Genomic DNA, 13,909 nt, shown 5'->3' with positions numbered 1-13,909 from the left:
AGAAAACAGACGACCGCCCTCGCGGATCGGCGCAATAAAGGACGGAGAGCCCATGCGGTTTTGGCAGAAGCAAGCTGGCGCAGCAACAAAAACGATAACGGGCGCGGCGACGAAGGCGACAACGAAAGCGAAGCAAACGAAACGCGGCGCGACTGCAGCTTTGCTGCTCTTGCCGCTACTGCTGTTCGGCACCGCGCAGTCGGCGCATGCGGCAAACTGGTGTAGTTCGGGCCTGTGGGTGGACGCAATGGTCGGCTCGTACCACATTCATCCCGACAAGGACTTCGAACAGTTCAACCCGGGCCTCGGCATTGAATGCTGGCCAGGCGACACGTGGGCGCTCACGGCCGGCGGTTTTCGCAATTCGCTGCGCCGGCCCTCGTACTATGGCGGCGCGGTGTGGGCGCCCGAATTCCTGCATTGGGGCTTCGTGAGGCTCGCGGCGATGGGCGGCATCATCTCCGGCTACAACTACGGCAACTGGGGCCTTGGCCACGACCATACGATCGGGCCCGTGGTCGCGCCGATCGTGATGGTCGCGTACAAGCGCGTGGGCGTGAATTTCATCGTCATTCCGCCGATACCTTCTGACGATCTTCCCTTCACCATCGGGTTTCAGTTGCGCTTCAAGTTCTAGGGCTCGACGTCCTCCCGCAAACTCTCACCTTTGCTGATAACCTGACGCCTTTGTCATATTGGCGTCAGGCGCGCGCCACGGCCTGACCCTAAGATACGAGCCTTCGCTTTACCGGGCGCGAGACGCGACGCGCTACCCACGTCAAAGGAAAAGGATGAAGAAGTTCACTCGCATGCTGATCGCCGCAGGCGCACTGGCCCTGAGCGCTGGCGCCATGGCGGCCGACGCACCTGAACCCACCTGGTTGCCCGCAACGGCCGCCGCGAGTTTGCAGAATGCAAGTGCGATCGTCGAAGGTGCGAATGGGTCGAACGTGAAGTCGACGCTTTATGTCTTCATGGACCCAAACTGTATTTACTGTCACCTGGTGTGGAAAGCGCTGCAACCGTATGAAGCGGCGGGCCTGCAGGTGCATTGGATTCCTATGGGCTTTCTGAAGGCCGATTCGGCGGGCAAAGCGGCCGCGCTGCTGGAAGCGAAAGATGGCGCCGCGCTGCTCAAAGAACTCGAAACGCACTACTCGGAGAAGGACGAATCGGGCGGCATCGCACCGCTCGCACACATTCCCGCGGCCGACAAGAACAAGCTCGACAACAACATCAAGCTCTTTCAGGACCTCGGTTTCGACGGTACGCCTACGCTGATTTATCAGGGATCGGGCGGCCGCTGGGCCAATGTCAGCGGCTTGCCGAAACTGAACGACCTGCCGGGCATGCTGAATCTGCCCGCGCAACCGATTACCGATGCCGAGCTGAAAAAATATCGTTGAGCGCGTGCGGCGGTGAGTCATTCGCCGCATCGTGAGTTCACCGATACAACGATAGGTGAGGAGTTCCAGGAGTTGAACTCGCTGCGCTCCTCCCGAAAAGCCTCACCTTTGCTCTCGCGAGGCGCAAAACCCTGCTAGAGGATGGCGGAACATGCCGCAAGGCCGATGGGCGTAGCGAACGTTCGCGCCACGAGGCGGTGCTCGACGCTCGACGGTGGCGGATCAGTAGCCGGGTAATTGATTCGGATAGCAAACTAATGTGCACGCGCTGTTTGGCGGTAAAAATAGGTGCGAGGAGGCTTGCGCCGCAATGCTGAGCGTTCTGCGCTTACGGGAACAGCGGCGCCGAAGCACAGCACAAACATGCGTTGCAAGGTGAGCAACGTAAGGAAAACTGAAGGTGAGCATATGCGGGAGAGTGGGCTCACTGCAGTGTGCGGCGCGCGATTTTTCGTCGCACCGTTTCGCACGTCGGCGGACCGGCTCAGCCGATGCGGCCCGTGTGAGCTCACGCAAAGGTGAGTGTTTCCGGGAGCATGAACGCAACGCGAGCCGTTGCTGCGCTGCGGCAGCGTCGCCGCGAGCGGGTTGTGATTCGCGGTATAGTCATTTGCGACAAGAGGGTTCGTTATGCGCCCTGCGCTTCACCGCCACCGCGCGTAAGCGGTCTGCAACGGAGTTTTCCATGGGTATCCTGGACAGGCTTTGGCCGCGCGCCCGCGCGAAGCAGGTGCCGCAATCGCCACAAATCCAGACGCTGATCGAGCGTCTGCTCGTGCTCAGCCCTACGCTCAGGCTCGTGCCCGAGTGGCGCGAGCGGCTTGCGCCGGCACTGGCTCAGTCCGTCGCATACGTGCGCGACGTGGTGGACCGCATGCCGTCCGCACACGAAGCGAGCGCCGCTACATGGTCGAGCGACCCCTATATCCACGCGTTTTTCGCTGCGCCCGACGAGGTTGCCCATGTGCTGAGCCGCTCGCCTGAACTGCATGCATGGTTCGAGAGCCATCCGCTTGCGCGCGAGACCTACGCGGTACTCAGCATGGCGCTGAACGAGCGCCGTGCCTTCGGTGTCGAGCAGTATGGCGACGAGGTGCACACCGATGTCATGCAGACTACGCTGAGTTTCGACGACCACCAGGTGCGCGTGTGCGGCGAAACCGAAAGTGAACTTCGCGAGCAGATCGTGGAGCGCGTTGTCGAGCAGATCGCACTCGAAGGCCTCGCGCAGATCGGCGCCGACGAGTCGCGCCGCGACGTGCTGGAACAGGAGCGCGCGCTGCTCAGAACGCGCCTGCAACTGCTCACGCGTCACGGCGCGGGCACGCAACGCATGCTGGGCGAGCAAGCCACGCAAAACGTCGCCGAAGTGGCGAAGGTCGAGGCGCAGATCGCGCAGAACGAGCGCGAGATCGCCGCGCTCGGCCTGAAGAGCGAAGCGCTCGAACACCAGCTTTCGGTGATCTGCAACGTACTCGCGAATCCCGCGCAGTACACAAACGTCGAAATGCGCGAGATCTGCCTGAGTCCGATGAACGTCCTGCTTCCGAATGGCGGCCCGGACAACAGCGCCTCGATCATATTTCCTCTCGCGCACCTGCCGGCGAGCCCGCAGGGTTTGCGCGCGTTCTCACTGGTGCGCTTCGCGCGCACCGATCTTCAACCGTTGCCGCGCGTGCTCGTCGAAGACAGCCGCTTCATGATCTGAGCGCGGCCGTACGGTCATAGGTGAGAAGATTCGGGAGCGGTGTGCGGGGGATTGCGACGGTTCGTTGACAAAGCATGTCGTCATCACCGTGGCCGCCTGTCTGCCGCGGACGTTTCGTGATCCCGAAGTGCAGGAGAGCCTGGTTCCAGCGCGCAAGATTTTCCTGGTAGTCCCAGGTTAAGGGATGCGAATATTGCTGAGTACCAGGTGTTAGCAATCGAAACCTTGCGCGAGTGAGCGAGAGAGGCGAAGAGGTGAGCGTTTTCGGGACCCGTGAGCAACGGTGCAAAATTGCGCTTCGAATCGCTAACCGTTTAAGCAAAAAGCCCCTTGAAAAGGGGCTTTTTCGTCTTCGACCTCGACATCGGGCCTCGCACTTCGGCGCGAAAGGTGAGCGTTTTCAGGAGTCGTGGGTCAGGCGCCGTGCGCCGGCCACGCGAGCACGCCGTTCGCGTCGATGGTGAAGCGCAGGTCGCCGGATTGCGACGCCGGCGCATCTTCAGCGGCGATATCGAAGGTAACGCCCGCGATCTCGACGGCAACGTAGCGGTCGCCGTGACGCAGCGACGTGCCCGCCATGCGCCCTTGCCACGCGCCCTCCTGCGTCGCGACGAGCGCGCGCGGCGAGACCCGCCACATCACGCGCGAGCCCACCGCGAGCGACGGATCGGCACACGGCAGGCGCAGTCCCGTCGGCGTTTCGATCGTGCCGCCCGCTCGCACGATGCCCTCGCCTACATTGTGCAGGCCGAGCAATTCGGCTACGCGCAGCGTGGCGGGCTGCTGGAACACGTCGGCCACGGCGCCCGCCTGCAGCACGCGCCCTTGTTCGAGCACGAGCACTTCGTCGGCGAGCAGGGCGGCTTCGTCGGGGTCGTGCGTGACGATCACCGTCACGGCGCCGACCTCGCGCTGCAGCGCCCGCAACGATTGCTGCAGGCGGCGGCGGCGCGGCGTGTCGAGCGCGGCGAACGGCTCGTCGAACAGCAGCAGTTGCGTGTGCCGCGTGAGCGCACGCGCAAGCGCCACGCGCTGGCGCTGGCCGAACGAGAGCTGGTGCGGCAGGCGCTCGGTGAGCGCGTCGAGGCCCAGGTGCGCGAGCCAGTAGCGTGCGCTGGCCGCATCGGCATCGACGGGAAACGCGAGCTGCTGCGCCACCGTCATGTGCGGAAAGAGTCCGTAGTCCTGCGGCATGTAGCCGATCTGGCGGCGCTCGGGCGCCAGCGCGCCGAGGTCGGTCTTGCCGAGCGTGACCCAGCCCGCGTCGTTGCGTTCGAGCCCGGCGACGATGCGCAGCGCGAGCGACTTGCCCGAGCCCGAAGGGCCGATGATCGCGAGCCGGCGGGTTTGCGGCTGCCACGAAACGTCGAGCGTGAACGCGCCGAGGTGCCGGCGCGCCGCGAAGGCGAGACGCAGGTCGGCGCTATCAGACGCGGTGGCGCCTGGCGTGATACTGGTGAGTTCGTCGCCGTTGTCGAGGTTCACCGCCAGCGTCGAGCGCGCGCCACGGCTATAGACGGAAAGCACCGCGCAGATGATCGCAATGCCGAGCGTGGGCAAGAGGAGCGGCATCATCGCTGGCAGGCCCTGGCCGCCAAACACGACATAGGTATAAACAGGCAGCGAATACGGGTGATACGCGACCATCACGGTTGCGCCGAACTCGCCGAACGCGCGCAGCCAGGCGAGGGCGAGCCCCGCGCGGATGGCGGGCCACGCAATGGGCAGCGTGACGCGAAAGAAACGGCTGGCGGCATGATGGCCGAGCGTGGCGGCGACGTCGTCGTATACGGGATCGACGGCGTTGAACGCCGAGCGCGCCGCGACGATCAGGAAGGGCGCGGCCACGAAGGTCTCAGCAAGCACGATGCCCGTGAACGAGTCGGTGAGCGAGCCGCCGAAAAGCTGGCCGATGCTGCTATACGGCCCGATCAGAAACAGCAGCAGCACGCCGCTCGTGAGCGGCGGCAGCGCGAGCGGCAACTGCACGACGAAGCCGACGAGCGCGATGCCGCGCGCGCGCGAACGTGCGAGCCAGTAGCCGAGCGGCACGCCGCCAAGCAAGATGACGAGCGTGGCCACGCTCGCGCTCGCCACCGATACGCCGACCGCAGACCAGGTGGCGTGCCAGTCGACGCCGGCCCAGTCCGCCTGGCCGATCTGCGGAATGCTTGCGACGAACGGCGCGCACAGGTAGACCGCGAGCAGCGCGCCGAGCCACCAGAGCGGCTGCGAGCGCTTCACTGCAACGTTCGCAGTAACCTGCGCGGCTTGTGTCATTGCTGTGCGGCGTCGATCACGGCCTGGACCGACGGCGGGATTGCCTGGCCCTGACCGTTGACGGCAGGCTTCGTCACGTCCACGCCGTGCTCGGCGAGCAGCTTGCGGCCTTCTGCCGAAAGCAGGAAGTTCACGAAGCGCGCAGCGCCGGCGCTGTTGGGGGCGTCGTTCAGGATGGTGAGCGTGTAGTTCGCCTTGATCTTCAGTTCGGGCGCGGGGTGGATCGCCGGAATCTTCAGGTCGGAGGTTTCGGTCGAATAGAAGAAGCCCGCGTCGAGCTGACCCGACTGCAGACGGCCAACGAGCGTTTCTTCCGGCAGCACCTGCTCGGGATTATCCGGCGCGCCAAGCGTCTTCTCGACGAGGTCAGGCTGGTTGTACGCCTGCGCGGCCTTCGTCATGAGTTCCACCGTGAAGGCGCCCTTCGGGTCGAGCTTGGGGTCGGTGCGGCCAAGGCGAATGCCCGGTTCCTGCAGCACCTGATCCCACTTCTTCGTCTTGAAGTCGTTGGCGAAACGGCTCTTCGGGTTGTAGCCGATCAAGAGCGGCGATTCGGCGAAATTCACGTACCACGTCACGTGATTGCCGTTGGCCTCGCCCATGAGGCTCGCGTTGACCTTCGGGCTTGCGCTGATGAACACATCGCCGCGGCGCAGCTTGCCCTTTATTTCATTGGCGATCTTGTTCGAGCCCGCTGCATAGCCCTTGAAATGCAGGCCCGTTTCCTTTTCGAACGCGGGGCCCACGCTCTTTTCCATGAGGTTCACGAGCGAGCCTGCATAGAGCACATTGACATCGGATTCGTCGGCGAATGCGTTGGTGCTTGCGCCCATTGCACCCATCACACCGCTCATCACGACGACTGAGGCCACCAGCTTGCGGATAAACATGTTCGACACCCCGTTCGTTATAAAGGCCAATATATTACGATGGACTGCTGTGATCATGTGTTTATCCAAATGGCTATTTTGGCGATCCATGCCTGTGCGCGTCACACTGACACGGCTAAACTGAGGGTCCAGTTCTTTTCCCGGTTCAATGTCCTGTTCAATTGTGGAGGCCCTCATGCGTACCAGCGCCCGTAATCATTTCTCCGGCCAGATCAGCGCGGTCAAGGCCGGCGCCGTCAACGACGAAGTCACGCTGCAGGCCGACGGCGGCCTCGAGATCGTCGCGATCATCACGCATGGCAGCGCCGCTTCGCTGGGTCTTGCCGCCGGCAAGCCGGCCTTCGCACTCGTGAAGGCATCGTCGGTGATCCTGATGGTCGACGGCGATACGAGCAAGGTGTCCACGCGCAATGTCGTCGCCGGTACGGTTTCGTCGGTCACGAAGGGCGCGGTGAATGCGGAAGTCGTGCTCGCGGCCCCGGGCGGCGCGCAAATCGCAGCCATCGTGACGAACGACAGCGTCGATCGTCTCGGCCTCGCGGCGGGCAAGCAGGCTGCGGCGCTCTTCAAGGCATCGAGTGTGATCGTCGGTGTAGACGGTTGATGCGCGGCTGCAATCGCACGTGAGCGCGATGAGTGACGAATCCGCTGCGCCGCCGCCGTCGCGCGATTTCGATGCACTGGCCGCGGCGCGCTGTGACGCCCTGACGGGTGCGCCAGCGGCGTCGCGTACGCCGGATGCCTGGCTCTTCGCGCGGCTCGTTGCGGCGCGCGAGGTGCGCGGCGAATTGCCGTTGCTTGGGTTATCACGCGCGCAGATCGAGGCGCTCGGCGCACGGCATTTCGTGTGTACGGTGACGAATGATGCGCTGCACGCGCACGCTGTGACAGAGGCGTCGCATGCTGCATTCGCCACGGCAATGCACGCCTTTCTCGTTGCGCTTGCCGCGCCGCAAGCCAACCCCGACGACGTGCGTTGCCTCGCTGCAATCATTGCCCATGCGTGTCTGCGGCCCGATCATCTTTGGCGCGATCTTGGCCTGCGTGGCCGCGATGACGTGACGCGCATGCTAGACCGCTTTTTCCCCGAAGTCGTGGCGCGCAACGTGGAAGGCTTGCGCTGGAAGAAACTGCTGGCGCGCGAACTCGCGCGGGCATCGGGCACCACGCCAGGTCCTGCGCCTGGCTGCCCCGGCTGCGAGGACTTCGGTTTCTGCTTTCCCGCCGGGCGTTAGCCGTCCAGGGGAGCGGCGCGCGGCACGCATCGTGTATGCTTGCGCGCATGACCAAGTCCCCCAACGATCAACCGCGTACCGACGCCCCCGCGACCGCACAGGCGCAGAAACCGGGTGAACCCGAGGTGCGTTTTCGTATGCGCATCATTCAGGACGGCACGATCGCGCTCGGGCCGGGCAAGGTGTCGCTGCTCGAAGCCGTTCGCGAGCATGGCTCGATCTCGGCTGCGGCGCGCAGCATGAACATGTCGTACCGGCGCGCGTGGCTGTTGATGGACGAACTCAACCGCGCGCTGGAGTCGCCAGCCACGGTTTCGGAGCATGGCGGGCAGAGCGGCGGTGGCAGCATGCTCACGCCGGTCGGCGAAGAAATCGTTCGCCTGTATCGCAGCATCGAGGCGCGCGCCGCAACGGTTTGCGAGTCCGAGATCGAATCACTCGTCAAACTCATCAAAAGCTGAGTTGGCGTAACGCGGCGGCGCACTGCCGCCAGCGTCAGGCGCTTAGCCGTGGCGCAAGCAGAAACGCGAGACGGGCACCGCGGTGAGCGTGGGCGTTGCGTTCGCATGCAGCCGCACCATCAACTCGACGAAGCTGGCAAGGCTTGCCGTGCGCAGCGGGTGCCACGTTACCTGATGCCGTTCGCACACGCGCTTGAGCGTGCTCATTGAATCGTGGTCGATGCAGTCCACGGGAAACACCGCCAGATCCGCGTTCGCAAGCGCCGCTGCGAGCAGCCCCTTGCGATCCTCCACGCCGCCGTCGTGCACCGTCAGTTCGCCTCCCGCCGACTCCACCCAGCGCCTGAGCGCGTGATTCGAACCGGGCCTGCCACCCACGTAGACGATGCGGCGGCCCCTGAGCGCATTCTCGGGAAGCGCGTGTTGGGCCTGTGGGTCTTCGTGCGCTTGCGTTGTCTGCTCCATGGCGTGGACCTCGGCGCGCAAGGCGTCGATCAGCGCATGGGCTTCGTCGAGTTGCGCGCGCAGTGTGTGGAGCGCGGCGGCGTCCGCATTCGCGCGCTGCTCGGCGATTTCGCGGCGGCTCGTATGCAGCGCGACCCGCGCGTCGCGTGCCGCGAGCGCTTCCTGCAGCGCTTCGAGCTGCGCCTGCTGCGGCGTTGTCTCGCGCTGCGCCGCCAGTTGCGCGGTTTGTGCATCGAGGGCATGGCGTGCCACATCGCGTTCACGGCTCATCTCATGCAGACGCGCCTGCTGGCGCTCGATCCTGGCCTGTAGTTCGGCGTTCTCGGCTTCCAGCGCGACGAGGCGGCGCAAGTCGGCGCGATTGGCGGCGCCAACCAGGTGCGAGAGCATGTGCAACTCGCCGAACGCGGCCTGGCGCACTTCCATCGTCGTGGCCGGATGTGTCATCAGCGCCCAGTACGCAGGCGGGATGTCGCCGTTCGCGAGCGATTCATTCCAGAGCGTGAGCACGGCCTGTGCGTCGCGCGCAGTGGCGAAACGGCGCAACGCGCCTGCATAGCGCGTGTCGAGCGCTTTTTGCAATGCCTTGGCGCCCGCGCCGCCTTCTATCGCCAGCTCGACCGCGGCATGGTGGATCTCGAGATCGCTCGCGTGCTGGGCGTCGAGCCGGGCGAATTTCGGGACGAGCTTGCGCAGCTCGTGCGTGCTCAGGCAGGTGCCGATGATGGAGCAGTGCAGATGGGCGTCGAGTTCGGCCAGGCGCGTGCGCTGCCGCGCGCGGGCGAGTTCGGCTTGCGAAGGGCCGCAGCAGTCTGCGCTTCCCAGGGCGCGCAGCGTGGTCTCTTCGGCAGGAGTGCCGCCCGGTGTGCGGGCGAGGCGGAACGGCGGTGCGTGCATGGTGACCTCTGATCCGGTGCGCGACACGGGGCTGTGCATGGGCGTACGCGGCGAGCGTGCCTCGACGCGGCCAGGCGCCTCCGGCTGCTCACGCCTTCAGCGCAATATACCATGGAATATAACGACTATCGGCTGTCGGCCGGGGCGTGCGCTTCAGGCGGCAGGTTCGCGCACGAGCGCTGTCGCAACGGCGGTGACAGCGATGGCTTGGGCTTTGGCGGCAGAGCGGTCCGCCACCGCCTCGCATGCATGCGCTTCTGAACGCGCATTGGCCGCATTCGCGTGCTGCGCGAGGACATGCTCGACGCCGAGTCCGACGAAAGCCGCGTCGAGCCGCTCGAGTTCGGCCACGGTGCGGCGCAGCGCTTCGGTATCGAGACAGAATGCGTCGCTGAAAAGCGCATCGCGCGTCTTGTCGAGGCGCCGCGCGTCGCGAATGGCGCGCTTGAGTTCGCGCTGGCGGGCGAAGCGGGCAAGATCGATGCGCCGCGAGAGCGCGAGAAGGAGCGGCTGCAGCGAAGCGCCGACGTGCGCGGCGTGAGCGCTGCCGGCGCCAGGACCGCCAGAGCCGCCGTCGCCGCGCGCGAGCATGTGCTCGAAGCGCTCGATGCTGTTGCGCAGCCGCCGGAACGCGTCGATCACGTCGCGGATCAATTCCGCGCGCTCGTGCCCCGACGCGGGCCGCAGCGTGGTGATCGTGGCTGCGAAGCCGTCCGCGCCGGCTGGCGCGGGTGCGCCACGCGCCTGCGATATCGATGTTGCGCTTACGAGGCGCCGACTACTCGCCACTGCGGCCTCCGTCTGCTGGATGTTCGTTCGTTGTATTCTATAGGATATAACGATTTAGAGACGCAGCGCATGAATCGCACGGCGTCATGTTTCTGTGGCTCCAAGCCGTATGAACTAGAATTGCCGTTTTGCGCCTCGCTTTTGCCTCGTTGCGCACGCACCCGTTTTTCGCTTTTTTCCGCTGTTCAATGACCACACCCTCTCCCGAGGCGGCGTCCGACGACCCGCCCAGTCTTTCGCGCAATCGCGGTTTCCAGCGCTTCTACGGCGCGCGCGTGCTGTCGTCGCTCGCGTTCCAGATGCTCGCCGTCGCCATGGGCTGGCACATCTACGCGCTCACGCATAGCGCGTTCGCGCTCGGTCTCGTCGGCCTCGCGCAGTTCCTGCCGATGTTCTGCCTCACACTCGTCGTCGGCCACGTGGCGGACCGCTACGACCGCAGACGCATCGCGTCCGTATGCCAGCTCATCGAATGCGCCGCCGCGCTGACCTTCGCGGCCGGCACGATCGGCGGCTGGCTGAGCGCGCCGCTCATTTACGTGCTCGCCGCGTGCGTGGGCGCCGCGCGCGCGTTCGAGTCGCCCGCAATTTCGTCCTTGCTCCCGGGCGTCGTGCCGCGCGCTCAACTCCCTAATGCAACCGCCTGGTCGACCTCGGCGAACCAGACCGCGAACATCGTCGGCCCGGCGCTGGGCGGGCTGCTGTACGGCATCGGCGCGACGCCGGCCTACGCGGCCTGCTCGCTCGCGTTCGCGGCGGCGGCCACGCTTTCGGGCACGATTCCGATGCGCGCAAAACCGCCGGCGCGCACGCCTGTCACGCTCGAATCGGTGTTCTCGGGCATCGCGTTCATCCGTTCGCAGCCCGTTATTCTCGGCGCGTTGTCGCTCGATCTGTTCGCGGTGCTGTTCGGCGGCGCGACGGCACTCTTGCCGGTGTTTGCGCGCGACATCCTGCACGCCGGGCCCATCGCGCTCGGGCTCTTGCGCTCGGCGACGGCCGCGGGCGCGCTGGCGGGCTCGATCTGGCTCGCGCACTTTCCGCTGCGGCGCCGGCCGGGCCTTGCGATGTTCGGCGGCGTGATCGTGTTCGGCTGCGCGACGATCGCCTTCGGGCTCTCGCACAACATCGTCGTGTCGCTCATGGCGCTCGCGGTGCTGGGCGCCTCGGACGTGGTGAGCGTGGTCGTGCGCACGTCGCTCGTGCAGTTGCGCACGCCCAACGAAACGCTCGGCCGCGTGAGCGCGGTCAATTCGCTTTTCATCGGCACATCGAACCAGCTTGGCGAGTTCGAATCGGGGCTCACGGCGGGCTGGTGGGGGGCGCAGCGCGCCGTCCTCGTGGGCGGCGTGGCGACGATCTGCGTTGCGCTGCTATGGATGCGGCTTTTTCCGGCCCTGCGCGACACGCGCTCGCTCGAACGCGAAGAAACACGCGCCACCGAGAGCGCGAACTAGGGCCTGTTCATACGCGCACCGCGGCCTGCGGCGCGCCGTCCCGCCGATGCCGCGTGCCGGGGTTTGCCGTTATCCTTTCTCCGGGGCCCGCTCGCAGCGAGCCACCGTTTCGCTCATCCACCCGTCAAGTCATGCATTCATCGACCATCGCCCCGAGGAGCGCCGCATGCGCGTAGGCCGTCCCGTCAAGGCGCTGCCGCAGCCACTGTGCGATTACTGCGGCGCGAAAGCCGTGCTCGCGCGCTTTGCCGACGAAGCCTACCCGTACCGCGACGATCACGGCCCGCTGTGGGTCTGCACGCCCTGTGAGGCCTGGATTGGCGTGCCCGCGCGCAGCACGCGCAACGTGCCGCTTGGCCGGCTTGCCAACGCCGCCCTGCGCGACGCCAAGAGCCGTCTGCACGACGCGCTCGAACCGCTGGTGGCCGCGAAGATGCGGCGCGACAAGGTCAATGCCTTCGAAGCGCGCGGCAAGGCCATCCGCTGGCTGGGGGAGGAACTGGGCTTCGACCTGCCCAATCCGTCGATTCATCTCCTGACGCTCGAGCAGTGCGAGCAGGCCATCGCCCACATTGAGGCGTTCACGGCCGCGCGGCGCGGGCAGGCCGGCGGCGAGGTTGGGGGCGAGGGCAGCCCGCGCTAAAGCGCTGTCACCGCGGGGCCACGGTCAACGTGCCGTCCTTCCGCCAGACGATGCGCGGCGCATGTCTGTCACTGATCGTTACATTCGATTTGCACGTCGACGCTTAACCTTCGGCGCGGCGTGCCGTTATTGCACGGAACAGACTCTTACTTGCCCTTCCATGGCCAGGACCATCCCTTTTCCGCAGCGCTCGCAAGCCGGTCGCCCCCGACGCAGCAAGTCGATGCTGCTGCCGATCCCGCACGCGGTCGCCAACGAACTCGCACTGCAAGTGCATCTCGCGCTCGCTGCGATCCGCCGCGGCGGCACGGGCGACGACGCACGCGCCTTGCTCCATGCACACGTGCTCGCGCAATCGATTGCGGAGGCCGGATACGGCATTCTGGAACCGGAAAAGGTGCGCTCGGCCGATGCCGCGCTGATCGCCTGCTTCGAATGCGGCAACACGGGCGGCGGCTGGCAGCTGGACGAAGCGGGTTTCGAGGCGGTCGCGCAGCTCGTGGCGGTATACGACCGGCAGTTGCAAAGCGCGCCGCTGTGGGCGTTGACCGAGGCAAGCGAGCGGCTCGAGCGCATGGGCGCCGGTGAAACCAGCCAGCAGGCATTGCGCAAAAGCGCGTGACGTGGGCGCGGCGGGTATGCGCATTGCGGCCGGGTTGAGGCAGTAAGCAGTAGGGTAAAGTGAACGATCCCTGTTTTTGAGAGGCGAGCGGATCGACGCGATTGGCAGCCCAATGGATGGCGCAATTGACGCCGCGATTCGCGCCACCAGCCGGCGCTGTGGCGACATTGGCACGAGATTTGACGCCGGACGCGAATCGTGTTGACTTCGGACAGGTGGCGCGCCTAAAATTCGCCCGTCTTAACAAAAGGGGCTGACGCCTTGGACAGTAGCAGTTGTCGATCTTCGAACAGTTTCGCTGCCTGACCGGCAGGACGTCCGCGCTCCCTTTCTTTCAGCCGCCGTCTTGCCAGCCAGGCAGATGGTGCGCGTCTAGCAGTAAATCCTCGTGCACTCTTGATTAGCGTCGACCGACGCCGCAGCGACTCGAACGTATCGAGCGTCGCGGATGGCCGACATCGCGCCGTAAGCCCGCCCTGATCGATGCGCGCTTGCGGCACGGTTCGTTCGTTGCGCCCTCTTGCGCGACGCGCGGATCGACACATGCGCGCCTGCCAGGCGCTTCGCGTTCGGGCCGCCGGCTCGAGGCAAGCGCCCGAGGGCAGCCGCCGTGACGATAAGGAGTTCCGATGTCTGACAGTGACAGTTATCCGTTATGCCGCTTCCTTTTGAATTGCACTGAGGAAAGCGGGCAGACGCGAGCCGCCGCGCGCTGAAAGATTGCGCTCTGCCGGGTCTGCTGGCTTTCCTCCCCGATGCGTCCCCTGTGACGCCAGGAGAACCAGTATGAACTTCGGCCTTCTTTTGCCGCACCTGTCGCAACTGCAGCACACGCAGCACTCCCTCCATCCCGATGTGCTCGGCGCGCGTGAGCGCGCGAGCGCCCCGCCGCCCTGCCGGGAATCGCGACTCGCCGCGCGCTGGCGAGACCTGCGAGCGCGCGTGTTTCGGGTCTGAATCAGACGAGATGTACACGAACCCCCGCGCGTATGCCGAGCCGGCCCGGCCGGCCATACGCGCCGCGCGAGGGGTTCACGCAATAAACCCAACGCCGGT

Annotated in this window: 14 protein-coding genes; 10 read left to right on the top strand and 4 right to left on the bottom strand. The window is 65.6% G+C overall.

The features are described 5' to 3' along the window. Positions 1-52: 52 nt before the first annotated feature. From U5A52_RS03995 to U5A52_RS03985, 3 genes are all read left to right on the top strand, one after another. Positions 53-637 carry a hypothetical protein gene (locus tag U5A52_RS03995; protein ID WP_321934010.1) on the top strand — a complete coding sequence of 195 codons (585 nt, stop codon included), beginning with the start codon at positions 53-55 and terminating at the stop codon, positions 635-637. Positions 638-791: 154 nt separating this feature from the next. Further along, positions 792-1,406: a thioredoxin fold domain-containing protein gene (locus U5A52_RS03990; protein WP_321911750.1), complete on the top strand. Its 615-nt coding sequence runs from the start codon at positions 792-794 to the stop codon at positions 1,404-1,406. 685 nt (positions 1,407-2,091) lie between these two features. Next, positions 2,092-3,114 carry a hypothetical protein gene (locus U5A52_RS03985; protein WP_321934009.1) on the top strand — a complete coding sequence of 341 codons (1,023 nt, stop codon included), beginning with the start codon at positions 2,092-2,094 and terminating at the stop codon, positions 3,112-3,114. Positions 3,115-3,528: 414 nt separating this feature from the next. Here the strand turns inward: U5A52_RS03985 and U5A52_RS03980 are convergent, their stop codons facing one another. Then, positions 3,529-5,394, bottom strand: a complete 1,866-nt coding sequence (locus tag U5A52_RS03980) for an ATP-binding cassette domain-containing protein (RefSeq protein WP_415773466.1) — start codon at positions 5,392-5,394, stop codon at positions 3,529-3,531. Continuing rightward, on the bottom strand, positions 5,391-6,284 hold the full coding sequence (locus tag U5A52_RS03975; protein ID WP_415764436.1) for an extracellular solute-binding protein: 894 nt from the start codon (positions 6,282-6,284) through the stop codon (positions 5,391-5,393). The genes U5A52_RS03980 and U5A52_RS03975 overlap by 4 nt, the downstream gene beginning before the upstream one ends. A 175-nt stretch (positions 6,285-6,459) precedes the next feature. Here U5A52_RS03975 and U5A52_RS03970 point away from each other — a divergent pair, with 175 nt between their 5' ends. Genes U5A52_RS03970 through U5A52_RS03960 form a run of 3 tightly spaced genes read left to right on the top strand, consistent with a single transcriptional unit; the run spans position 6,460 to position 7,980 of the window. Then, positions 6,460-6,888, top strand: a complete 429-nt coding sequence (locus U5A52_RS03970; RefSeq protein WP_321911755.1) for a TOBE domain-containing protein — start codon at positions 6,460-6,462, stop codon at positions 6,886-6,888. Positions 6,889-6,916: 28 nt separating this feature from the next. Then, entirely contained in the window at positions 6,917-7,519 is a 603-nt protein-coding gene (locus U5A52_RS03965; RefSeq protein ID WP_321934008.1) for a nitrogen fixation protein NifQ, read from the top strand. Positions 7,520-7,566: 47 nt separating this feature from the next. After that, on the top strand, positions 7,567-7,980 hold the full coding sequence (locus tag U5A52_RS03960) for a winged helix-turn-helix domain-containing protein (protein ID WP_415764439.1): 414 nt from the start codon (positions 7,567-7,569) through the stop codon (positions 7,978-7,980). A 42-nt stretch (positions 7,981-8,022) separates the two neighbouring features. On the opposite strand, the gene U5A52_RS03955 is transcribed toward U5A52_RS03960, so the two are convergent. Both U5A52_RS03955 and U5A52_RS03950 read right to left on the bottom strand, forming a co-directional pair. Beyond that, positions 8,023-9,342 (bottom strand): DUF2325 domain-containing protein, encoded by a 1,320-nt coding sequence (locus U5A52_RS03955; protein ID WP_321934173.1) that lies wholly within the window; start codon positions 9,340-9,342, stop codon positions 8,023-8,025. Positions 9,343-9,495: 153 nt separating this feature from the next. Then, on the bottom strand, positions 9,496-10,131 hold the full coding sequence (locus U5A52_RS03950; RefSeq protein WP_321934007.1) for a hypothetical protein: 636 nt from the start codon (positions 10,129-10,131) through the stop codon (positions 9,496-9,498). Between the two features lie 188 nt (positions 10,132-10,319). Here U5A52_RS03950 and U5A52_RS03945 point away from each other — a divergent pair, with 188 nt between their 5' ends. The 4 genes from U5A52_RS03945 to U5A52_RS03930 all read left to right on the top strand — a co-directional run bounded on the left by U5A52_RS03945 (position 10,320) and on the right by U5A52_RS03930 (position 13,810). Then, the gene (locus U5A52_RS03945) at positions 10,320-11,588 is read left to right on the top strand and encodes an MFS transporter (RefSeq protein ID WP_321911762.1); all 1,269 of its coding nucleotides are present in this window, start codon (positions 10,320-10,322) and stop codon (positions 11,586-11,588) included. 166 nt (positions 11,589-11,754) lie between these two features. Beyond that, positions 11,755-12,231, top strand: a complete 477-nt coding sequence (locus U5A52_RS03940) for a zinc-finger-containing protein (RefSeq protein ID WP_321934006.1) — start codon at positions 11,755-11,757, stop codon at positions 12,229-12,231. A gap of 223 nt (positions 12,232-12,454) precedes the next feature. After that, complete coding sequence (locus tag U5A52_RS03935) at positions 12,455-12,853, top strand: hypothetical protein (protein WP_321911764.1); 399 nt, start codon at positions 12,455-12,457, stop codon at positions 12,851-12,853. A 786-nt stretch (positions 12,854-13,639) separates the two neighbouring features. Beyond that, the gene (locus U5A52_RS03930; protein ID WP_321911765.1) at positions 13,640-13,810 is read left to right on the top strand and encodes a hypothetical protein; all 171 of its coding nucleotides are present in this window, start codon (positions 13,640-13,642) and stop codon (positions 13,808-13,810) included. The last annotated feature ends 99 nt before the right edge of the window (positions 13,811-13,909 follow it).

The sequence above is a fragment of the Paraburkholderia sp. J8-2 genome, from assembly GCF_905220195.1.
GTDB lineage: Bacteria > Pseudomonadota > Gammaproteobacteria > Burkholderiales > Burkholderiaceae > Paraburkholderia.
Note: the sequence above shows the minus strand (reverse complement) of the source record. Positions and strands in the feature narration are given on the sequence as shown.